Consider the following 21,712-nt stretch of genomic DNA (forward strand, 5'->3'; position numbering starts at 1 on the left):
TGGTACACCCGGAGGGATTCGAACCCCCGACACCCGGATTCGAAGTCCGGTGCTCTATCCAGCTGAGCTACGGGTGCACACTGATTGTGCAGTTGGATACCATGTTCGCCGGTTGAGGTCAATGGTAATATTTTTCCGGTTTATTTTTTAGAGGGAGTCGGGAACCGTGCAGCCGATCAAGCGGGCCTGAGTTATGAAATAATCATCCGTCATTCCGGCAATAAAATCACAAATCTTTCTCTCATATTTTAAATGATCCCGGTAAATGAAATCCATGTCCGCCATCAGGTCAACGCCTGGTGGAAGATTGCCGGGGTTGTTTTTCAGGCAGTCAAGATAGAAGGTGAAAAGGGCCTGGTAGCAGTCCCGTATCAGTGGGATGTTCCGTTTGGTTTCCGGAGCAAGATAGATTCTTTCGTAATTGAATTTTTTCAGTTCAAGAAGGAGATCCGACACCTCTTCGCCAAAACCGATTTGAATTGCTTCCGGGTCTGCAAGGTTGCTGTTGCTGATGAGGTCGGTGACTAGGTTGAAGACGATTGTTCCGTTGGTTTTTCCCAGTTTTTCCCTGCATCTTTTCGGGATGTCATCGCGCCGGATCAGACCGAGAATGATGGCGTCTTCAATATCCTTGCCGATATAGGCTATGGTATCTGCCAGGCGGACGACGCACCCTTCCGGAGTGGCCGGAAGAACGGCCAGGTCCGGTTTGTTTTCTTTGGCTGCCAGACGTCTGTCAAATTCATTGAAATCTGATATGGGCTGTGGTGACAACCGGCGTGAGTGCACCTCACCGTCGTGGCACAGGATGCCGTCCAGGACCTGGAGGGTCAGGTTCCAGCCTCTTCCTTTCCGCTCCAGGGTATCAAGAAATCTCACGGACTGTATATTATGCTGGAAAGGGGAAAGTCCATGATCCAGGCATAGTTCTGCGAGGAATTTTTCTCCGTCATGGCCGAAAGGTGGATGGCCGAGATCATGCCCCAGGGCTATTGCCTCTATAAGATCTTCGTTAAGACCGAGAAAACGGCCAATAGTTCTGGCTATTCTGGACACGAGCTGAACGTGGAGAACCCGGTGAGTGATATGGTCGTTGTCAACAAGATGAAAGACCTGGGTTTTGTCGATGTAGCGCATATAGGCCCGGGAGTGGAGAATGCGATCCGCGTCCAGGGCAAACTGCTGCCGGTATCCAGGCTTTTTTTCGGGATACCTCCTGATACCTTCGTTACTTTTTGTGGCTGAAAATACTAAATTTTTATACTCGTTCCCATCGAGTTTTTCCAGGATTTTGAAAAGTGGGGATTGTTTCCTCATGCCGTCTGTTTTATCTGAAAATCCTCGGCTGAAGGTTGTATTGTCGCAGTCAGGATTTTCATTGTTTTTTTGTACCCTCTGGGCATAAATGGCTGGGCCATAGAGTCCGGCCATGCCGGTTATCGGGTTTTACGATTGCGATGTTGTGAAAAAATGAATACAGTTGTTCCAGATGAGATTTAAAACCATTTCAAGGAGATTGACCATGAAAATTTCGATTGAATATTGTACGAAGTGAAATTATGAACCGCGTGCCTCCAGTCTGGGGGAAGAGCTGAAGAACAAGTTTAACGCAGAAATCGAATTGATTTCATCATCTGGTGGTGTTTTTGAAATTACAGCCGACGGCAAACTGCTTTTTTCCAAAAAAAGCCTGGGTCGTTTTCCGGAGGATGGAGAAGTCGAACGACTGATTCAAACCGTTTGAAAATTACCTGAATCCCTGTGAGTGCAACAGTAAACAGAAAATCACCAGGCCATCACGGATTCAGAAAGTAAAAAGATGGCAATGACGGGGGGTTAGTTTTCCTTCTGTTCGGGACCCAGGCATCCTGAAATACAGGAGCTGCATTTTTCCTCCTGTCTTCCCTCTATGCAATATTCGGCAAAACCTCTGATGAGATCATCGCCGCCCCTTGGGCACTCTTTGATGAATTTGGTGAAACTGATCATTCTGGCAATGATCTCCGGTGGTGCCGAATGTTCAATTCTGCAGGCGCCTTCTTCGGCAATGGTTGTGTCTATTGCAAGCACTTCAATAAAAAAACGTTTCAGTGCATCGTGACGAAAAATGACATCTTCCGCCACTGTTTTTCCATTATCAGTCAGGGTGATGGCCTCGTAAGGGGCATAGTTGATAAGGCCCTTTTTGGACAGGGCCCTCAATGCTTCGGTGACGGATGCCCGGCTGACATCAAGTTTTGCCGCAATTTCCTTACTGCGGGCAACAAGCTTTTCATCAATAATGTGATAAATGGCTTCTATGTAATCTTCCAGGCTTGCACTGAGATCCGCTTTCTCTTTCATGTTGATCTGTTGTTGAATAATGGGTATTCAGAGTGGACTGTTTTTGCCTGTTGGCTGGACACCAGGCACTGGGCGGTTAAGCCGCATTTTGTCTAACTTTGAATCCATGAGGGGGCACAGGGATGCAAATAATTTTCCTGATCGTGCCTGTTTATGTTTTTTGTAACGGTGGTTTTGTATGTTATTGTGATATCCAGTGCCTGTCCATAGTTGGTCTTTTTGCTCGATATCTGCGTTGGCCGAAAAATTTTAACCTCGGAGGTAAGCGTAGACTCCGATATCAATTATATGTCTGCGGTAAAATTTCCTGTGCGCCTTGATCTCGAACAAAAATCCTCATTTCTGGACTGACACTATCTAAATTCTGCAACCGGCAAATTCGGAGTCTTCGCTTCCCTGCTGGAAATGAGGAATTCAATGGTGCTGAGGTGTCAATATAGTCCAGGATGTTGATAGTTAAGCAGGAAATTGAGTTTGCGAGGCTCAGGATTCAGCAATGGTCACGAAGTCGTCACAGTTTCAGATTTAAAGTACAGTCCTTTAGAGGGAGAGTCAAGTCGGGACGTGAGAATTACTTTTACCTGCCCTTGAATCGGTTTATGTTCCCGGGCCCGGTATTAATGTTATTTGTTTTGAATATTCAATATGTTATTTTTAAAATATTACGAAGTCTCTGTGGAGCCTGGTTACTGTTATTATGCTTTGTGAACTGCGAATAAAAAACCTTGCGCTGATTGAAACCCTTGATCTTGATTTTGATCGTCGGAATGGTGTTAACCTTGTTGTGATGACGGGAGAAACCGGTGCCGGAAAATCAATCATGCTGCGCGCCATTCATCTTCTGACCGGTGGCCGGGCATCTCTTGACTGGGTAAGAAGCGGTGCCCGGTCATGTGAAATTGAAGCCCTTTTTGAATTGAATCCAGCCCACTCCCATTTATTGAGAAAGCTTGATGAGGCCGGTTTCGGTAATGACTGTCAGGTTATCATTAAACGGGTGATCACCCGTTCCGGACGTTCACGGCTTTATGTTAATGGTTCTCTGGCAACGGCCAGAACCGTCTCGGACCTGACTGCGGATATGCTCAGTGTCGCAGGTCAGCACGATCATCAGAAATTGCTGCAGCCGTCCCTGCATCTGGATATTCTCGACACATTGGGTGAACATTGGCAGATGCGCAGGGAACTGGCTGATCTTTTTGATATATGGCAGGACAGGAAAACCAGGTTGACCCGATTACGCGCCGAAGAGCAGGAAAAGGAACAGAGGAGGGATTTTCTCAAATTCCAGGTGAATGAAATCAGAGAAGCAGAACTTGAACCGGGTGAAGATGAGTCGCTCGCACTGGAAAAGAAGCGGCTTAAGAGTGCTGATGTCTTAATAAAAGTGAGCAGGGAAAGTTATCATCTGCTGTCTGTTGAGTTGATGGACGGGCTGATTAAACTGCGCAGGAATATGGAGCAGCTTGCTGAACTGGATCCGGGCGCAGAAAAAATCAGGGATGAAATCAGTGGTTTTACCTACCTGGCTGAGGATCATGTCCATGAATTGCGATATTACAGGGATTCCCTGGAGAGTGATCCGCTCCGCCTGGAGATTGTCAGTGAGCGGCTGGACATGATCAGGCGTCTCAAACGTAAATATGGTGAAAGCCTGGATGAAATTCTTGAATTTGCTGGCAGGGGTGAAAAAGAGTTGCAGCGTCTTGATAATATGGACAGGCAGATTGAAGCATTGGAGGCGGAAGTTGACGGAGCGGAGCAGGCTGCCTGCAGGGTTGCGCGGGAATTATCTCTGGCCCGCAGGAAGACGGCTCTGGCTATGGAGGAGGCCATGGAAAAGGAATTGCACTCCCTGGCTTTTGACAGCGCCGGATTTTATGTCAACTGGCAGGGTGTGGAACAGGTGCCCGAAAATCTACGGGTAACGGGCTGGGATCGTGGCGAATTCTTTTTTTCCGCCAATCCTGGGGAGCCACCAAAGCCCCTTGCGAAAGTCGCCTCCGGAGGTGAGCTGTCCAGGCTGATGCTGGCCATGAAATGCCTTCTGGCCAGAAAAGATATGGTTGAAACAGTAATATTTGACGAGGTGGATGCCGGGATTGGTGGTGAAGCGGCGGAGGCGGTTGCCAGAAAAATCAGAGAGCTGGCGGAACATCACCAGGTTTTCTGTATTACCCACCTGCCCCAGATTGCCGCAAGGGGAACTCTTCATTATCGGGTCAGAAAAGAGATCTCCAGCGGTCGGACTCTTTCTGCAGTGGAACGTCTCGGTTCTCATCAGCGGGTAGAAGAGCTGATGCGGATGCTGGCAGGTGAGTCGGCCACGGAACAGACAAAGATATGGGCTGAACAGCTTTTAACCGCGGGAAGTGAATCATGATGCAGAAAATAAAGGCGCTGGCTCTTTTCTCAGGTGGTCTGGATTCTATTCTGGCAACCCGCCTGGTGATGTCCCAGGGGATTGACGTTACGGCCATTCAGTTTGTGACACCATTTTTCAACTACAGGATTCTTGCGGATAAAGAGACCCACAGGAAAAGAATGCACAGGCTTTATGGTATTCATGTGGAGTTATTTGACATCAGCTCGGAATATCTTGAACTTTTGAAGAATCCGGCTCACGGATTCGGAAAAAATTTCAATCCCTGCATAGACTGTAAAATTTTCATGTTGGCAAAGGCCAGGGAGATGATGGCAGAAAGAGGAGCGAAATTCCTGATTACCGGGGAGGTTCTTGGTCAACGTCCCATGTCCCAGCGCAGGGATACCCTGAATGTGATCGAGAGAGATTCGGGGACCAGGTCATTTCTTTTAAGGCCGCTCAGTGCAAAACTCATGGCGGAAACAGAGGCGGAAAAAAAAGGCTGGGTTGACAGGGAGAAGCTTCTTGATTTCAGCGGTCGGGGGCGTTCAAGGCAGATTTCCCTGGCAGGAGAGTATGGTATTACTGACTTTCCGGCTCCGGCCGGGGGCTGTATTCTGGCCGATCCCATTCTCAGCCGAAGAATAAGCAGGCTCTACTCTGATGATTCTCCCCTGTCACCGGCAAAAATCACAACCGAAGATGTGCGGTTGCTGCTGGTTGGCAGACAGTTTATTCTGCCCGGTGGCGGCTGGCTGGTTCTCGGCCGGGATGAACGGGATAATGATAGACTGGAAACACTTGCCGGAAAAGATGATGCGCTCCTGTGGATGGAACAGCGACCGGGGCCGACAGCCCTGTTGAGAAGGGCCGCCGCGTACTATCCGGACAGTGACAGCCTAAAGAGGGATCTGGAACTGGCAGCACGTCTTGTTGTTCGTTACGGGCGAAAAATTGACGGCGGACGTCCCCCCGGAGAGGTGATATTTACCCTGGGTGAACTTTCGGAAAGAAAAACCGTTCCTTTTCTGGAGGATTCTCTCTTCAGGGAGTGGCGGATGGAGTAACCGCACTGTATGGAGGAAAGTTCATCTACAGGTCAAAAATCTGCTTGACACTTTCCTCAAAGGCATAAACCGTACTGCTTTTTTTCAGTTTTTTGAACGCTTTCTTCTTTCCGGGAAAAGAGGTGATAAGATAGAGCCACAGTTGTTTCATGCGACCGAGGAGATGGCCCGGCCCGCTCAATTGTTCTCTGTAGCCTCTGTACAGTTCTTCGTGAAAGGCGACAAGCCTGTTTCTTTTTGCTTCCCCGTCACCGGGCAGCAGCCCCTTGATTTCTTCAGCCAGAAACGGGTTCATAAGCAGTCCCCGGCCGATCATCCAGGCGGATGTGTCGGGAAAGCGGTGAGCCAGTCCGGCAAAATCGTCTTCAGTGACTATATCCCCATTATATATAAGAGGATGGCGGCTCAGCTTCAGGCAGGTGGCAAAACTCCGGGGATCAGTCTTTCCTCTGTACAGTTGTTTTCCCAGGCGGGTGTGAATGATGATCTCTTTTAAAGGGAAGTCGTTGAACCGGGGCAGAAGATGAAAGAGTTCCTCTTTCTGTTCGTAGCCGAAACGTGTTTTGATGGACAGTTTCATTTGGATCCTGCTGCTGACTTTTTCCAGCAGAAAGAGTATTCTTTCGGGATAAGGAAGCAGGCCGGAACCTCTTTTTTTTCTGGTAACCATGGGGGCCGGACATCCCAGGTTCCAGTTGACATGGGAATAACCGAGATCTGCCAGACGTTCGGCCAGGGAAAGAAAATCCCCGGGGTCCGTGTGGAGGAGTTGGGGGATGGGAAGAATGTCGTTTGTTTCCGGCAATAGATCCTTGAGCATTTTGTCGTCGAACAGGCAGTTCTTCTGGGGATTGATAAAGGGGGCAATTACCGCATCGATTCCGCCGAAATGGCGAAAAAAGGTGTTACGAAACAGGACATCTGTTATTCCTCTGATGGGAGCCAGGTAAATAAAGGGTTGTCTACTGTTTTGAATGGTGTTCATTTTGACTGTACAGGATAGAGAATGTCTGGTAAGTGAGCAGTTACACAGCAATAGTGCTGAAATGCTGGTTTTAGATTTTATGCAATGTAGGGAAAAATGAGAAGTGTGTAAAGTAAAACTCCATAAGCTGGCCCGACTGTCGGCGTATTATCCGGACAGACTGCTTCAGGCTCTGGGAGAAGCGGCCGGTCGTGATGGAATCAAGCTGCATGTTGTGGGAGGAACGGTTCGGGATATACTTCTGGCAAAGCATCCGGGAGACCTGGATATTGCTCTGGCGAAGGGGGCAATCTCCTTTGTTCAAACTGTTATCGCCATCCTGGGTGGGGGGAGCTTTGTTGATCTTTCAGGTCCTGAGGATGAAGGAGCCCGTCTGGTCTGGCGGAATATCCAGGTAGACGTGGCCGATTACAGGAAAAATGTATCGAGTATTGAAGAAGATCTGCTGATGCGGGACTTCACTGTAAACAGCATGGCGATACCTTTTGCAGAGTTTTCCGCTGACGGGGCAGAACTGAATCTGCTCGACCCTGCCGGCGGCCTTGCCGATTTGCAGAAAGGTGTATTGCGTCATTGTGGGGCCGCTTTTGTCGATGATCCTGTCCGGATGGTGCGCGCGTTTCGTTTTCAGGCCACAATGGGATTTTTCCCGGCAGAGGAAACAATGTCTGCAATAGAGAAAAACAGCGCATTGATCAGCCGGGTTGCGCCGGAGAGAATTCGTGTTGAACTGGACATGATTTTTTCTTCGAATAAAACCGCCGCAACCCTGAAGGACATGCATGGAACCAGTCTTCTAGAACGGCTGTTGCCGGAATTATACCGGGGAAAGGGGGTTAACCAGCCAAGATTCCATCATCTGGATGTGTTTGATCACAACATGCTGACACTGGAGATGATGGAGGAGTTGATTGCTTTTCCTGAAACGTATTTTCCGGCTGCAGGTGAGATATTGAAAACATATCTTCAGGGTGAGCATGTGGTTCGGGGATTGAAATGGGCGGCACTTCTGCACGATATTGGTAAACCCGGGACCAGGAGGGAAAGTGAAAAGGAAACCGGGCGGGTTACTTTTTACGGCCATGATGAGGCAGGAAAAAAGCTTTTTTCCGCCTTTGCAAAACGGATGCGCTGGAGTGGCAGGGATACCGATTTTGTTGCCTCTCTCATCAGCATGCACATGCATCCTTTTCATCTCTGTAATAATATAAGAACGGGAGGGATTACAAAAAGGGCCGCATTAAAAATCTGCAAACGGGCCGGTGGGAGACTGCCTGCTCTTTTTCTTCTTGCCATGGCGGACAGTCTGGCCGGGCGGGGAGAACTGAAGCCGGAGAACATGGAAGACGAGATTGCATTTCTTTTTGAGGAAGTGTGCAGAGAATACAGGGAGAGCATAAGGCCGATACTTAAAGGCCCGCGTCTGCTCACTGGAACAGATTTGGCGGAGCGGTTCGGTCTTACTCCCGGGCCTATTTTTTCCGCGATCCTTGATGGTTTGGAAATAGCCATGGTGGAAAGTGAGGTGAAAGACCGGGATTCCGCCATCAGTTGGGTGGAGGGTTTTCTCGGAAATGCGGGATACGTCTTGTCAAAGAAAAATAAATGGACTAAAACGTGCGTAAAGTAAACGACTACTATGCAAAGAAGGCCAGAAAGAATAAATTCCCGGCCAGGTCTGTCTATAAGCTGGAAGAGGTTCAGCAGAAATATAAATTTATTCGTAAGAGGGACAGTGTTCTGGATCTCGGCTGTTATCCGGGGAGCTGGTCGCTCTATGCCTCGGAAATAGTTGGTCCGAAAGGTATAGTAGTCGGGGTGGATCTGCAGCAGGTCGATTGCAGTCCCCGTCCAGGAGGGGCACCTATCCACTGGCTCTGTCAGGATATTACTGCACCTGAACTGGTGCCTCTGGTTCGCAGATTCAGGCCCGCTTTTCGTGTGTTGATCTCGGATCTTGCGCCGAAAACATCAGGCAGTCGCTGGGTTGATGCCCAAAGGTCCCTGGATCTTGTCAATACAACCATGTCCCTGGCTGAACAGCTGTTACTGAACAAGGGGCATTATATCTGCAAAGTCTTTCAGGGAGAGGATTTTCCCGGTTTTGTGAAAAAAATGAAGAGCCGGTTTGATATGGTCAAGGTGATAAAGCCGAAGAGCTCCAGAATTGAGAGCAGGGAGGTTTTTGTCCTTGGCATGAGATACAGAAAACCGGCCGCTTCTTCCGGGCAGCCAATAAATAAATAACAGGTATTAAATATGTCAGGACACTCAAAGTGGTCAACAATTAAGAGGAAGAAAGGTGCTAATGATGCCAGGCGGGGAAAGATCTTCACCCGGCTTATCAAGGAGATTACTGTTGCCGCAAGGACCGGTGGTGGAGATCCGGAGGGTAATCCCAGGTTGAGAGCGGCGATAGCCTCGGCCAAGGCGGAAAATATGCCCAAGGATAATATTGCCCGGGCAATTAAGAAAGGTACCGGCGAAATAGCCGGAGAAGTTTATGATGAAATCCTCTACGAAGGATATGGACCGGGAGGAGTTGCCGTGTTGGTGGAATGCATGACCGATAACCGGAACCGGACCGTGGCTGATGTCCGTCATTACTTCACCAAAAGCAATGGGAACCTGGGGGAATCCGGCTGTGTTGCCTGGATGTTTGAAAAAAAGGGTCTTATCCTTGTGGACAAGGAAACGGTGTCTGAGGAAGAGCTGATGGATCACGCCCTGGAGGCGGGAGCTGATGATATCATCGAGGAAGAAAGCGAGTTCCATATTCTGACCGCCCCGGAAGATATGGACGATGTCCGCAGCGGTCTTGAAGAAGCCGGTATCAGTTTTATAGAGGCTTCCATCTCCATGATTCCTAAGAATACTGTGGATGTGACCGATGAAAAGGTGGCTCGATCTCTTTTGAAATTGCTGGAAAATCTCGAAGATCATGATGATGTGCAGAAAGTGCACGCCAATTTTGATATTGACGATGAGCTGATGGAACAGCTTTCATAAAGCCGGGCCGGGAGCTGCAAAAAAAGTGGAACGTATTCTCGGGATTGATCCCGGCAGCAGGATTACCGGATATGGTGTTATAGACGCGGAAGGTAACGGACTTTCTTTTGTGGCCTGCGGTGTCATTAAAACCACGACGGACTATCCGTTTTCCTACCGGCTCAATGAGATATTTGAGGGAATCAACGAGGTTATTCAGGTCCATAACCCCGTTATCGGAGCTGTCGAGGATGTGTTTCTGGCCAGGAACCCGCGTTCGGCACTGAAGCTGGGGCATGCCCGCGGGGCGGCAGTGGTGGCCGCCATGCAGAATGGGCTGACTGTCTACGATTACAGCCCCCGGGTAGTAAAACAAGCTGTAGCTGGTTACGGACAGGCGGAAAAAACGCAGGTACTTCATATGGTCAAAGTCCTGCTGGCCCTGAATGGTTCACCCAGCCCGGATGCGGCTGATGCTCTGGCTGTGGCTATCTGTCATGCCAATCAATTTCACCTGTAAAATAATACTTGATTACCCATGAAACTCAGCCAAATTGTGGATTGGGCCCGTTTTATCCGGCTCGCCTACGGTCAAAAACCACTGGAAATCTCAACTGATAAGGAATTCAAATGAAAAAGTGTCAGTGCAGATCATTTTATAATCAGTCTAATGTGATTTTTGAAATACGCCTGATAAAACAGGCCCAATCCCCAGGCTCACAAATAACAGGCTGAGTTTTATACGTAATCAGAAAATAATATATCATGATTGCAGCACTTAACGGCAGGGTTTTTTCAATACAGGCGGACAGAGCGGTTATCGATGTCGTCGGGGTGGGTTACGAGGTTTTTATGGCAACTGACAGTGTGGCGCGGCTGCCGGAAGTGGGGGAGGAAGTTCTTCTTCATATTCATACTCATGTCCGGGAAGATGCCATCACCCTCTACGGTTTTCTGGAGCCTGAGGCAAAGGAACTTTTTCTTATCCTGAAAACGGTGTCCGGAATAGGTCCCAAGCTGGCCCTCGCTATGCTGTCAGGGCTCCAGGTCGCCGATCTCTGCCGGGCAATAATGGAAGGGGATATCAAGACGTTGACCACTCTCCAGGGAGTTGGCAGGAAAACAGCGGAGCGGGTCTGTGTCGATTTAAAGGAAAAGGTCGGGCATCTGGTTGAGGGAAAAGTGAATTTTTCATCCGTTCATCAACCTGTGGTTCCGGTGGCGGGTTCGCCGGTGGCGGATGCCATCTCTGCCCTGGTCAACCTCGGGTATTCTGATCCCGTGGCAAGAGAAACTCTTGGTTCAGTCAAAAAAAGGCTCGGGGATGATTTTTTTGCGGAGCTGGGAGTGGAAGAGCTGATCCGTGAAGCACTGAGGACTCTTGTATGAATATTGAGGAAAATATTTCTGCGGAAGAACGTCTGGTCAGCCCGAAACCGGCCGCCAGGGAGCCGACCGGGGATACGGGGCTTCGTCCCGGAAGTCTGGCGGAGTATATCGGCCAGCAAACCCTGTGTAAAAGTCTTTCCATTTTTATCCAGGCGGCCAGAGGTCGAGGTGAGCCTCTGGATCACGTCCTTTTTCATGGTTTCCCCGGCCTTGGTAAAACAACCCTGTCCTATATTATCGCCAACGAAATGGGGGCCGGTATCAAGATGACCTCCGGTCCCGTCATTGAAAAACAGGGGGATCTCGCAGCGATTCTGACCAGCCTGCAGGAGGGGGATGTCCTGTTTATAGATGAAATTCACAGGCTCAATCATGCGGTTGAAGAAGTTCTTTATCCGGCTATGGAGGATTTTCAGCTTGATCTCATCATCGGCCAGGGGCCCGGGGCCAGGTCGGTTAAAATGGATCTTCCGAGGTTTACCCTGGTTGGGGCCACCACCAGGACCGGTCTGTTGACGCCGCCCCTGCGTGATCGTTTCGGGGTGATTCTCAGGCTGGAATTTTATTCCCCGGAGGAGCTTGTCAGTATTGTGATGCGCTCTGCGAAGATTCTCGATGTAAAAATAGATCGATCCGGGGCCCTTGAGCTTGGCAGGCGGTCCCGGGGAACACCGCGGATCGCAAACCGGCTGCTCAGGAGAGTCCGGGATTTCGCTCAAGTGGGTAATCATAAGGTTGTCAATGCGCAAGTTGCCGGTGAAGCGCTTAACCTTCTCGGGGTTGATCAGTACGGCCTTGATGATATGGACCGCCGCATCATGCTGACCGTAATTGATAAATTCCAGGGCGGGCCCATTGGTCTGGATACTCTGGCAACGGTAGTGTGTGAAGAGAAAAATACCCTGGAAGATGTTTACGAACCGTTTCTTATCCAGTCCGGATTTCTGAAAAGGACTCCCCGTGGGCGGGTGGCTACGGCTACCGCCTATGAGCATTTCGGCAGGACGGCACCGCGGATCGCGGGAAATCAAAAGTCACTTTTTGATAAATCGGCATGACCGGACCCCACAGCTCAGAGGTAATAAAATCACAGAGTTGTTACCCCTGTGACCAATTACGGCTCAGCCAGTTATGCCCAGAGGGTACAAAAAGCAAATGAAAATCCCGACTGCAGCGGTACAAACCTTCAGTCGGGAATTTTCAGATCAACAGGGTGGGATTCAGAAAAGGGAGAGAATTATGGGTAGATCAGTGACCGAAATCCGGGCTATGAAGGCTGAAAATAAAAAAATATCCGTACTGACCGCGTACGATGCGGCAATGGCCCGCCTTTTGAGTGAGTGCGGGGTGGATGCCCTGCTTGTCGGTGATTCTCTTGGTATGGTTGTCCTGGGCTATGACTCCACTGTTCCGGTGACCATGGATGAGATGATCCACCACGCCAAAGCGGTCCGCCGCGGTGCGCCAGACACCTTTGTTATCGGTGATATGCCGTATGGTTCCTACCAGACGGGGGTGCGAGATGCCGTTTTGAACTCCATACGGTTTATCAAGGATGCTGGTTGTGATGCGGTCAAACTTGAAGGCGGGATTGCCGTATGTTCTGTAATCAAAGGGCTTGTTGACGCCGGAGTGCCCGTTATGGGACATATTGGGCTTACGCCCCAGAGTGCAAGCCAGCTGGGTGGCTACAGGGTTCAGGGTCGTGGACTTGATGACGCCAGGAGAATGCTTAATGAGGCAAGGGCTTTGGAGGAGGCCGGGGTTTTTTCCATGGTGATTGAATGTGTACCGGACAGCCTGGTCAAGATAATTACCGAATCGGTTTCTGTTCCGACGATTGGTATCGGTGCCGGTATTCACTGCGATGGGCAGGTTCTGGTCACCCATGACCTGATCGGTATGTTTGAGAAGTTCACTCCAAAATTCGTCAAAAAATATGTCAATCTTGCTCCAATGATCAAGGAGGCTGTGACAGCGTTTCATGATGAGGTGAAGGTTGGAAAGTATCCTGAAAAGGAGCACAGTTTTACCAGCGAGGTGGATTATCGCCAGTTACTTGATGAGTAATTGCCTGATCAGGGTGGTGTAAAGTGGGGTGTTAATTCGCCCCACTTTACACCACCCTGATTTTTTCTGTTTTTCTCTCCTGTTAAGTCTTTTATTAAAATCCTTCAATAACAACCTCTTAGATGTTTCTGTGGGCAAACTGTTTGTTGGGCAGCCCTGGTGGTTTTTTTGTCTCTTTCTACTATATATAGTGTGTCTGTTCGGATGCATATCCTTTATGTAGTGTTTTCTTTCTTCCTGTTATTGCTCTTATCCTCCTGAAGTTCCACAAGTTTTTTACTTGACACATCCATGTGCCCTGTTATAAAAGATAGGGTAGTGGTGGTGTAAAGTGGGTTGTGGTCCCTATTTGTGGTGCCGTGTGGCAAGGAGAAACTTCGGTGATCAGGAATCGTTTTCGTGGCAGTTCGGATCATATTCTGGACAATAAGGGAAGGTTGAATTTTCCCGCCCGCTTTCGTGATGTGTTGCGGAATCGTGAATCCGAAATACTGATTCTTGCTCCCTGGAAGAGATATCTTCGTGTTTATCCTGTTGCTGACTGGGAGGCCCTTGAGGAAAAGATATGGAATGAGGGACCAACCGGAGATCTTAATGAAACCTTTGTCCGTTACCTGATGAGGAATCTGGAGGAGTGTACTCTGGACAAGCAGGGCCGGATCCGTATTCCCCAGAATCTGAAGCAGGCCGTCGGCCTTGATAAGGAAGTGACCTTGTCCGGGATGAGAAACTGGGTGGAGATATGGGATCGGGATGCACTCCTGGCCGACAATGCTCAGGCAGAAGAAAATTTCGAAAAATACGAAAATCAGGTTCGAAAGCTCGGTTCGTATTGATGACTGCAGATACCAGGGAAAAGGAAATCCACACCTCGGTTCTTCTGGCAGAGACCATGGAGTATCTCCAGCCGGTTTCTGGTGGTGTTTATGTAGACGGCACTCTCGGACTGGGTGGGCACAGTGAAATCATTCTTGAAAGATCAGCTCCCGATGGCAGAGTCATAGGTTTTGAATGGGATGAAAGCGCTATTGAAAAAGCCGGAAAAAGGCTGGCAGCGTATGGTGACAGGTTGCAGATAGTGAGAAGAAATTTTGCCGAGATCGGGGAAGGACTGATTGAAGCCGGTGTTGATGGTGTCGATGGTCTGCTGATTGATGTGGGTCTGTCTTCACTGCAGCTTGACCTGGGGGAACGGGGGTTCAGTTTTCAGCGCGATGAAGTGCTTGATATGAGAATGGATAACAGGGGGGCTGTGACTGCCGAATCTATTCTTGCAGGCTGCACCCGGGAAGAACTCGCCGATATTTTTTTTTATTATGGTGAAGAGCGGCAGGCACGACCCATCGCTGCAGCCATTGTGAAGAGCAGAAAACAGGAACCGGTCAGGACAACAAAGCAGCTCGTGTCAATTATTTCCAGGGCCGTTCCCAGACGGTTTCATCCCGGCAGAATCCATGTGGCCACCAAAGTTTTTCAGGCTCTCAGGATAGCGGTGAACAGTGAACTGGAAAATCTGGCGCGAATCCTTGATGACGGAGTCGACTGGTTAAAACCGGGAGCCAGATTTTGTGTGATCTCTTTTCATTCTCTTGAGGACCGGATTGTAAAAAGAAAATTCCGGGAAAATCCGGAATTGGAGGTTGTCACGTCGAAAGCAGTTGTGCCATCCCGTGATGAAATCCTTGAAAACAGCCGGTCACGTAGTGCACGTCTGAGGGTGGCAGAGAAAAAATAGCGGCAGGAAGCCGGGAGGAAAAACATGAATATTCAAAATCCAGTACAGCCGTATATGCGTTCCGGTGTACAGAGTGGTGCAGGACAATACTCCGGGGCCCGTAAAAAGGGGGTCGTTGTTGATTCCGTAGTATGGAAACCGGCGGTGAAGGTTCTGCTGTTTCTACTGGTCCCTGTTGTTGCCACCAATATTTTTATTGGAGCCTTAATCAGAAATGCTGACAGGTCAATTTCGGTTGCAGAGAATAAAAAATATGAATTGAGGCTCGAAAATTTCAGACTGGAGGCAGACAGGGAATACCTGAGGAGTCCCGAGCAGATTGAGCGTATGGCTGGAGAAAAGCTTTCCCTGTATAAACCCAAAGGACAGGTTATAAGGTACAACAGCAGGAGGGGGACATTTTCCCCTGTACTTTAACCGATATGCGGGAGATATCTGAAAATCCACAGCCGAAGGTTGTAGCGCCGCAGTCGGGGTTTTTATTGGTTTTTTGAGGCTGGACCATAGAGTTCGGCCACGCCGGTTGATCCTGTTTTTCCGCTGCTTTTTAATTTCTCCAGGGGCGGAAACTGTTTCATCAGCAATGTCGTTAACTTAAGCGATGAGTCCCATTGCACCCTTGACCAAGGTCAGAATGGGACTTTCCTTAACCTTCTTGTCCTTAAGTTAACGACATTGTTTTCATCAGGACGATGAGAGAGAGAATATGATCAAACAGTCCCGCCTGCGAGTGCAGAAAAGCAAAAAAAAGACACGGATTATTTTTGCCTTTCTTCTCGCGGCAGGGATTGGAGCAGTCTTCTGGAAGCATGCCCCGGACAATGGGGTGATCGAATCGGTAAAAAAACTGTTTTCAACGGTCAGATCCACATTTCCCGCAACGGAAATTCCACGTGGTACAGTTTATGGCAGGAACCTGAAACAGGTTGCAGTCACCCTGGAGAGAGTTTCAGTGTATGCGCGAATCAAAGAAATAAAATCAATTCCGGAAACCGCGGAGGCACTGGGGGCGGTTTTCCACGTTCGGCCGGATGTTCTGAGAGCCAGGCTGGAAAGTGGTGCCCTCAGGGTATGGATTTCTGAAGATATCAGTCAGGAACAGGAAGTTGCTCTGAAAAGCAGACATCTCCCCGGAGTGTATCTCCAGAGGGAGCAGAAACGATTCTATCCGGCTGGTGAACAGGCCGGCCATCTTATTGGTTACGTAGAAAATAATATCGGTCTTGCAGGTGTCGAATTCTTTTATGATAGATTGCTTGCCGGCGATACTGTGGAAGGTGGGGGGAATGGTATGGGGCGCCCCCTTGATCTGATTCTTACGGTTGATTTCAAAATCCAGAAAATTCTGGAAGATCTGGTGGTTCAAATAGCCGGACGCAGATCCGGGTACAAGGTCGGTGCCTGGCTGATGGAGAGAAAAACGGGAGAACTGGTTGGTGGTGCACAGCACCCTGGATTTGATCCGAATCAGTTTACCTTGTATTCCCATGAGATATTGGAAAATCAACTGCTCGTGCCTATGGTGATCCCCCGCGGGTTCCGGATTCTCCTGCGGGATGCTGCAAATCTTCTCGGATCGCGGGAAATGGGGAATACACTTCCCTGGTCTGTTTCCTCAATCGGGATGAATCTGGGATTTCAATTGCGGCTCTGGAACTGGTTGGGGCTGACGGATGAATGGTATACCGATTTTTCCCTGTATAAAGAGGGGGAAAGAACCAGGACCATCGACATGAAACTGTTCAACCAGGTTGCAGGGGAGCAATATGGTCTGGTTCCGGAATCCACCACTCCCCTGAAACTGTTCACCGGATTGACGGAGCTTTTCGACAGCGGTATAGCCATACGACCTCATGCCGTAGGCGCCGTTGTGGATACTGTTTCCGGAGAGAAATTTCCCCTGCCGGTTTATCAAGGTGAATTTGATTCCGTATCCGAAACAATAAACAGCAGCTCAAATGAGATGGGGCGACTGTTGAAAAGCATGGCAATTCCAGGATCGTCGGGCACTCTCTATTTCAGCGACAGGGATCTTCTGGTCAATTCCGGTCCGGATGAAGGGTTTCAGCATGAGGAAGTACTTTTTGCGCTGATACCGGCGGATACTGTTCCCCTTGCAATGCTGGTGACTGTCAGGGCACCTGCCCTGCTGCCTGAAAAAAAAGAGAAGAAACCCACTTCACTGGTTGAGTTGGTTGATCGTGTTGTTGATCGGATTTCCGTCCTGCAGCAGGTGGCAAAAAATGTTGCTGATGTGGTGGAACCTGAACTGACAGATGAGGGGAACTATCCTTTTGGCAAAGGCAGCCCAGGACTTTCAGGCGGAGGAAATAAAAAGCGAACGGATCAGCAGGTGGAAGCGGGGGTAATGCCGGACCTGGAAGGGTTGAGTCTCAGGCGAAGTTTCCAGTTGCTGCAGCACAGAAGATTGAAGATTCATTTCAGGGGCACAGGTAGGGTTGTTTCCCAGAAACCTGCCGCCGGAGCATCATTGCAAGGGATATCTGAGTGTATCCTTGTATTGGCGGCAAGGCCGAAAAATTTAATGAACGATGAAAAACCGGAGCGTGATGAACACCAGTAACACTTCTTCATATCAGTTACCGTTGCAGTCACTGCTGAAAGGTATCGAATACAGTGTAGCCCCTGGAAAGGATGGAAAAACGATTGACAGTACAGTCATCAGCGGGGTTACCTCCGATTCAAGAACGGCTGCTTTCGGAATGCTGTTTGTTGCTCTGGATGGATCCCGCCTTGATGGACATGACTTTATAGTCGGGGCAATTGAAAACGGCTGTACGGCAGTTCTCTGTGAAAAAGGCCGGGCGGGTAGTATACCTGCAGACTGGGCGGGGGTCCTGGTGGAAGTTGAGGACAGCAGCAGGGCCTATGGTTTAGTGGCTGCAAATTATTTTGGTAATCCGGCTGATCAGTTGACAATGATCGGGGTGACGGGAACCAACGGCAAAACGACGGTAACTTATCTTCTCGAAAGTGTTTTGCTTGAGGCAGGTCACAAAGTTGGAGTGATCGGTACAGTCAATAACAGGTACAGTGTCAATAGTGGAAAACAGGTGATTCTTGAGACACGTTTTACAACACCTGAAGCCATGGTGTTGCAGCAAGTGTTACGGAAAATGGCGGACAGTGGTGTCAGTTTCGTGATTATGGAGGTTTCTTCCCATGCCCTGAGTCAGAAAAGAATAAGTAATATTCGCTTCAGGACTGCGGCATTTACAAACCTGTCCAGAGATCATCTTGATTATCACAGGGGGATGGAAGAGTATTTTGCGGCCAAACTCAGTCTTTTTCAGGAACATCTTGAGGAAGACGGAATCGCGGTACTTCCTGGGAAATCCAGATTGGAGGGCGATGCTGGCCTGTACAGAAAACTGGTTCGCACCTGTGAAGACAAATGTGGAAAAAATGTGTATTGGGGGGACGGTGAAAAGGACGATGTTCGATTAATCGGTTTTAGAACAAGGCTGGAGGAGACATTGATGGATCTGATACTTGCCGGTAACCCCGTACAGTTAAAATCGAAACTTGTGGGTAGATTCAATATGGACAATGTCCTGACCACTTGCGGACTCTGTCATGCCATCGACATGGACATGGACAGTGTTCGACAGGGGCTGGAGAAATCCACCGGTGCTCCCGGGAGGCTGGAGCGGGTTTTGGACAGGGCGGAAGGGTCTCTGGATGGCCCTGTTGTCCTGGTGGATTATGCCCATACACCCGATGCGCTGGAACACGTACTGGAGACCGTGGCCGCCCTGCCGCACGGGGAAATTTTCTGTGTATTCGGTTGCGGCGGGGATCGCGACAATGGCAAACGCCCCCTGATGGGTGAGATAGCCTGTCGTTTCAGTGAAGTTGTCCTGATTACCGACGACAATCCTAGAACAGAAGATCCGGAACTGATTGTGAGGCAGATTCTCAAAGGGACGAAGGAAAGCGGTCTGGAACTCAGGGAACATACGTGGCTTGGAGAAAGACAGCCTGGAGATCGCGGGATTGTAGTGGAGAGAGACAGGAGAAATGCGATCCGCCTGGCGATAACCTCGGCGGGACCAGAAGATGTCGTGCTCATCGCCGGCAAAGGCCATGAAACGTATCAGCTGAGCCTCAGGGGCAGGCAGTTCTTTGATGACAGGCTGGAGGCGGAAAATATCCTTTCCTCCTGGACAGCGGTGAGAGTTGCCAGGGCTACCAGGGGAAAACTGGAGCCTGACGGAAAAAGGCAGGGCCTGTTGGGCCCGGTTTCAACAGATTCGAGGAAAATAGCGGAAAAGGCAATTTTTGTGGCCCTGAAAGGTGAACATTTTGACGGCCACCGGTTTGTTGACCAGGCCCTTGAAAAAAAATGCGGTTGTCTTGTACTGGAAAAAGAGGCGCCTTTGCCCGAATCCCCAGTTGTCCCGGTAATACGGGTTGAAGATACAACAAGGGCTTTAGGAGATATGGCGGCCTATAGAAGAAAGCAGGTGAGCAGGCTGTGTGAACAGACAGTTATCGGGATTACCGGTAGTTGTGGAAAGACTACGGTCAAGGAGATGGTCAGTGCCATTCTTAAACGAAAATGGTCTGTCGGGCCGGAGCATACAGAAGATAGTGTTCTGAAAACAAAAGGAAATTTTAATAATCTGATAGGATTGCCATTGTCGCTTCTGCCCCTGAATCTGAACCACCGGGCTGTTGTTCTGGAAATGGGGATGAACCAACCGGGAGAGCTGCGGCGCCTGGTGGAAATAGCCGATCCGGATATAAGCTGTATTGTCAATGTCCATGGCGCTCACCTGGAAAAACTCGGAAGTATTGACGGTGTCGCCAGAGCCAAAGAGGAACTTTTTGCGGGAACCCGGAATGATGGTATCCTGGTCGTTAATCTTGATGATCCCCTGGTAAGCAGGTTATCCGAAAAATATGGCCAGAGGAAAATAGGTTTCAGTGTATCCGGCAAGGTTACAGGTGTGCAGCCGGATCTATGGACATCCGATATCAATCTTGAGGACAGGGGCGTTATCACTTTTACCCTGCACTGCGGAACCGATAGGGAGGATATTCATCTCTATACTCTGGGGGAACATAATGTCGGCAACAGTCTGGCGGCGGCGGCAATTGCAAAAGCTGCGGGTGCGGAACTGTCTGAAATAGCAGCCGGGCTCGCAGACTTCAGGGCACCGGATAAACGCATGGAGATACTGAAAAGCCCCCGAGGTTACGGCCTGCTCAATGATACCTATAATGCCAATCCGGCCTCCATGGCGGCAGGATTGAAAACTCTGAGACAGGCGGCGGAAAAACGGGCGGTTGCTGTTCTTGGAGATATGCTTGAACTGGGAAAGAGTAGTGCAGCAGCTCATTTTGACCTGGGAAGGCTTGTGGCGGAGCTGGAAATTGACCATGTTGCTGTTCTTGGGGAGTTCCGGGACGAAGTGCGAAAAGGTGCTGTCGCCGGAGGAATGGCGGAGGATGCCGTGAAGGTTTTAACTGAAAAAAAAGAAGCTGTGATCTGGGTAGAAGAATTGATTACTGAAAAAAAACTGGGACCGGGTGATCTGCTGCTGGTAAAGGCTTCCCGCGGTCTGCAGTTTGAAACTATTGTCGATAAACTGACCGGTTAACACGAAGTCCTGAGAGAATAAAAGATGTTGTATCATTTCCTCTATCCATTGCACACGGTTTTTACCGGGTTCAATGTTTTTCGATATATTACCTTTCGTGCAATCGGCGGAGCGGTAACAGCGTTTTTGATTGTTCTTTTTCTGGGGCCGGTTTTCATAAGAACAATGCAGCGGTTTCAGATTGGACAGGTCATCAGGGATGATGGACCTGAAACGCATCTGGCCAAAAAAGGTGTACCCACCATGGGAGGGGTTCTGATTCTCTTTGGTATCACGCTGGCCACTCTGTTATGGGCTCGGTTGGATAATGTCCTTGTATGGCTTGGTCTTTTCATCATCCTGTTCTATGGCGTGATTGGCTATATCGATGACTATCGGAAGATAAAGAAACAGAACTCCAGGGGGTTGAGTGCAAGGGGTAAGCTGATCCTGCAGGTTATCGGTGGAGGAGTGGTCGGCATGTTCATGTATTTCCATCCGGGATTTGATGGCCATTTGAGCCTGCCCTTTTTTAAGAATTTTCATCCGGATCTTGGCTGGTTTTATGTGGTGTTTGCCATTGTTGTGATCGTCGGGGCCTCAAATGCCGTCAACCTGACTGATGGTCTTGATGGTCTGGCAGCCGGTCCAACAATTGTGACCGCGGCAGTTTACCTGGTTTTTTCCTATCTGGCAGGTCATGTGGTACTGGCAGAATATCTTCGTCTTCCATACGTGGCAGGCAGCGGGGAGCTGTCGATTTTCTGCGGTGCAATTTTTGGTGGTTGCCTGGGGTTCCTGTGGTTCAATGCCTATCCGGCCCAGATGTTCATGGGTGATGTGGGATCCCTGGCCCTGGGAGGTGCGTTAGGTTCCATAGCCATTATTATCAAGCAGGAATTTCTGCTGGCAATTGTGGGTGGGATTTTTGTGATGGAGGCCCTTTCCGTAATCATGCAGGTTGGATACTTCAAGATGACCAGGGGCAGACGGATTTTCCTGATGGCCCCGTTTCATCATCATTTTGAGAAAAAGGGCTGGCATGAGACCAAGGTGGTGGTCAGGTTCTGGATTGTATCTATAATCCTGGGGCTTTTTGCCATTGCAACATTGAAATTGCGCTGACAGCTGTTCCGGATGGTCAGATGAACAAGACCTGATAAA

Annotated in this window: 19 protein-coding genes and 1 tRNA gene; 16 read left to right on the top strand and 4 right to left on the bottom strand. The window is 49.4% G+C overall.

The features are described 5' to 3' along the window. Together ACXLDX_RS14735 and ACXLDX_RS14740 are read right to left on the bottom strand one after the other, a co-directional pair. Window positions 1-77 (bottom strand) — tRNA-Arg (locus tag ACXLDX_RS14735). Between the two features lie 70 nt (window positions 78-147). Then, a complete protein-coding gene (locus ACXLDX_RS14740; RefSeq protein ID WP_457577946.1) occupies window positions 148-1,431 on the bottom strand; it encodes a deoxyguanosinetriphosphate triphosphohydrolase family protein in 1,284 nt (427 codons plus the stop codon). A 91-nt stretch (window positions 1,432-1,522) separates the two neighbouring features. On the opposite strand from ACXLDX_RS14740, the gene ACXLDX_RS14745 reads away from it, so the two are divergent. Next, complete coding sequence (locus tag ACXLDX_RS14745) at window positions 1,523-1,744, top strand: SelT/SelW/SelH family (seleno)protein (RefSeq protein WP_457577947.1); 222 nt, start codon at window positions 1,523-1,525, stop codon at window positions 1,742-1,744. Window positions 1,745-1,836: 92 nt separating this feature from the next. Here ACXLDX_RS14745 and ACXLDX_RS14750 read toward each other — a convergent pair whose 3' ends face one another. Continuing rightward, a complete protein-coding gene (locus ACXLDX_RS14750; protein ID WP_457577948.1) occupies window positions 1,837-2,343 on the bottom strand; it encodes a metal-dependent transcriptional regulator in 507 nt (168 codons plus the stop codon). Between the two features lie 697 nt (window positions 2,344-3,040). On the opposite strand from ACXLDX_RS14750, the gene recN reads away from it, so the two are divergent. Further along, a complete protein-coding gene (gene recN / locus ACXLDX_RS14755) occupies window positions 3,041-4,726 on the top strand; it encodes a DNA repair protein RecN (RefSeq protein WP_457577949.1) in 1,686 nt (561 codons plus the stop codon). Further along, window positions 4,723-5,775, top strand: coding sequence for a thiamine biosynthesis protein (locus ACXLDX_RS14760; RefSeq protein ID WP_457577950.1), 1,053 nt, complete (start codon window positions 4,723-4,725; stop codon window positions 5,773-5,775). The genes recN and ACXLDX_RS14760 overlap by 4 nt, the downstream gene beginning before the upstream one ends. Window positions 5,776-5,800: 25 nt before the next feature. On the opposite strand, the gene ACXLDX_RS14765 is transcribed toward ACXLDX_RS14760, so the two are convergent. Further along, window positions 5,801-6,760, bottom strand: a complete 960-nt coding sequence (locus tag ACXLDX_RS14765) for a tRNA dihydrouridine synthase (protein WP_457577951.1) — start codon at window positions 6,758-6,760, stop codon at window positions 5,801-5,803. Between the two features lie 103 nt (window positions 6,761-6,863). Here ACXLDX_RS14765 and ACXLDX_RS14770 point away from each other — a divergent pair, with 103 nt between their 5' ends. From ACXLDX_RS14770 to mraY, 13 genes are all read left to right on the top strand, one after another. After that, window positions 6,864-8,390: a CCA tRNA nucleotidyltransferase gene (locus ACXLDX_RS14770; RefSeq protein ID WP_457577952.1), complete on the top strand. Its 1,527-nt coding sequence runs from the start codon at window positions 6,864-6,866 to the stop codon at window positions 8,388-8,390. Continuing rightward, entirely contained in the window at window positions 8,378-9,007 is a 630-nt protein-coding gene (locus ACXLDX_RS14775; protein WP_457577953.1) for an SAM-dependent methyltransferase, read from the top strand. Before ACXLDX_RS14770 ends, ACXLDX_RS14775 begins: the two co-directional genes overlap by 13 nt. A 12-nt stretch (window positions 9,008-9,019) precedes the next feature. Then, a complete protein-coding gene (locus ACXLDX_RS14780) occupies window positions 9,020-9,769 on the top strand; it encodes a YebC/PmpR family DNA-binding transcriptional regulator (RefSeq protein ID WP_457577954.1) in 750 nt (249 codons plus the stop codon). Between the two features lie 25 nt (window positions 9,770-9,794). Continuing rightward, entirely contained in the window at window positions 9,795-10,268 is a 474-nt protein-coding gene (ruvC, locus tag ACXLDX_RS14785) for a crossover junction endodeoxyribonuclease RuvC (protein ID WP_457577955.1), read from the top strand. 245 nt (window positions 10,269-10,513) lie between these two features. Continuing rightward, entirely contained in the window at window positions 10,514-11,137 is a 624-nt protein-coding gene (gene ruvA, locus ACXLDX_RS14790; RefSeq protein ID WP_457577956.1) for a Holliday junction branch migration protein RuvA, read from the top strand. Continuing rightward, window positions 11,134-12,195: a Holliday junction branch migration DNA helicase RuvB gene (gene ruvB / locus ACXLDX_RS14795; protein WP_457577957.1), complete on the top strand. Its 1,062-nt coding sequence runs from the start codon at window positions 11,134-11,136 to the stop codon at window positions 12,193-12,195. Before ruvA ends, ruvB begins: the two co-directional genes overlap by 4 nt. Window positions 12,196-12,376: 181 nt before the next feature. Next, the gene (gene panB / locus ACXLDX_RS14800; RefSeq protein ID WP_457577958.1) at window positions 12,377-13,207 is read left to right on the top strand and encodes a 3-methyl-2-oxobutanoate hydroxymethyltransferase; all 831 of its coding nucleotides are present in this window, start codon (window positions 12,377-12,379) and stop codon (window positions 13,205-13,207) included. A 380-nt stretch (window positions 13,208-13,587) separates the two neighbouring features. Further along, window positions 13,588-14,043: a division/cell wall cluster transcriptional repressor MraZ gene (locus ACXLDX_RS14805; protein WP_457577959.1), complete on the top strand. Its 456-nt coding sequence runs from the start codon at window positions 13,588-13,590 to the stop codon at window positions 14,041-14,043. Continuing rightward, window positions 14,043-14,942 carry a 16S rRNA (cytosine(1402)-N(4))-methyltransferase RsmH gene (gene rsmH, locus ACXLDX_RS14810; RefSeq protein ID WP_457577960.1) on the top strand — a complete coding sequence of 300 codons (900 nt, stop codon included), beginning with the start codon at window positions 14,043-14,045 and terminating at the stop codon, window positions 14,940-14,942. Before ACXLDX_RS14805 ends, rsmH begins: the two co-directional genes overlap by 1 nt. Before the next feature lie 24 nt (window positions 14,943-14,966). Next, window positions 14,967-15,359 carry a hypothetical protein gene (locus tag ACXLDX_RS14815; RefSeq protein WP_457577961.1) on the top strand — a complete coding sequence of 131 codons (393 nt, stop codon included), beginning with the start codon at window positions 14,967-14,969 and terminating at the stop codon, window positions 15,357-15,359. 289 nt (window positions 15,360-15,648) lie between these two features. Beyond that, window positions 15,649-17,526 (top strand): hypothetical protein, encoded by a 1,878-nt coding sequence (locus ACXLDX_RS14820; RefSeq protein WP_457577962.1) that lies wholly within the window; start codon window positions 15,649-15,651, stop codon window positions 17,524-17,526. Further along, window positions 17,513-20,569: a UDP-N-acetylmuramoyl-L-alanyl-D-glutamate--2,6-diaminopimelate ligase gene (locus ACXLDX_RS14825; protein ID WP_457577963.1), complete on the top strand. Its 3,057-nt coding sequence runs from the start codon at window positions 17,513-17,515 to the stop codon at window positions 20,567-20,569. The genes ACXLDX_RS14820 and ACXLDX_RS14825 overlap by 14 nt, the downstream gene beginning before the upstream one ends. A 24-nt stretch (window positions 20,570-20,593) precedes the next feature. Then, on the top strand, window positions 20,594-21,673 hold the full coding sequence (gene mraY, locus ACXLDX_RS14830; protein WP_457577964.1) for a phospho-N-acetylmuramoyl-pentapeptide-transferase: 1,080 nt from the start codon (window positions 20,594-20,596) through the stop codon (window positions 21,671-21,673). Window positions 21,674-21,712: the final 39 nt, after the last annotated feature.

The organism is Desulfomarina sp., assembly GCF_054039375.1.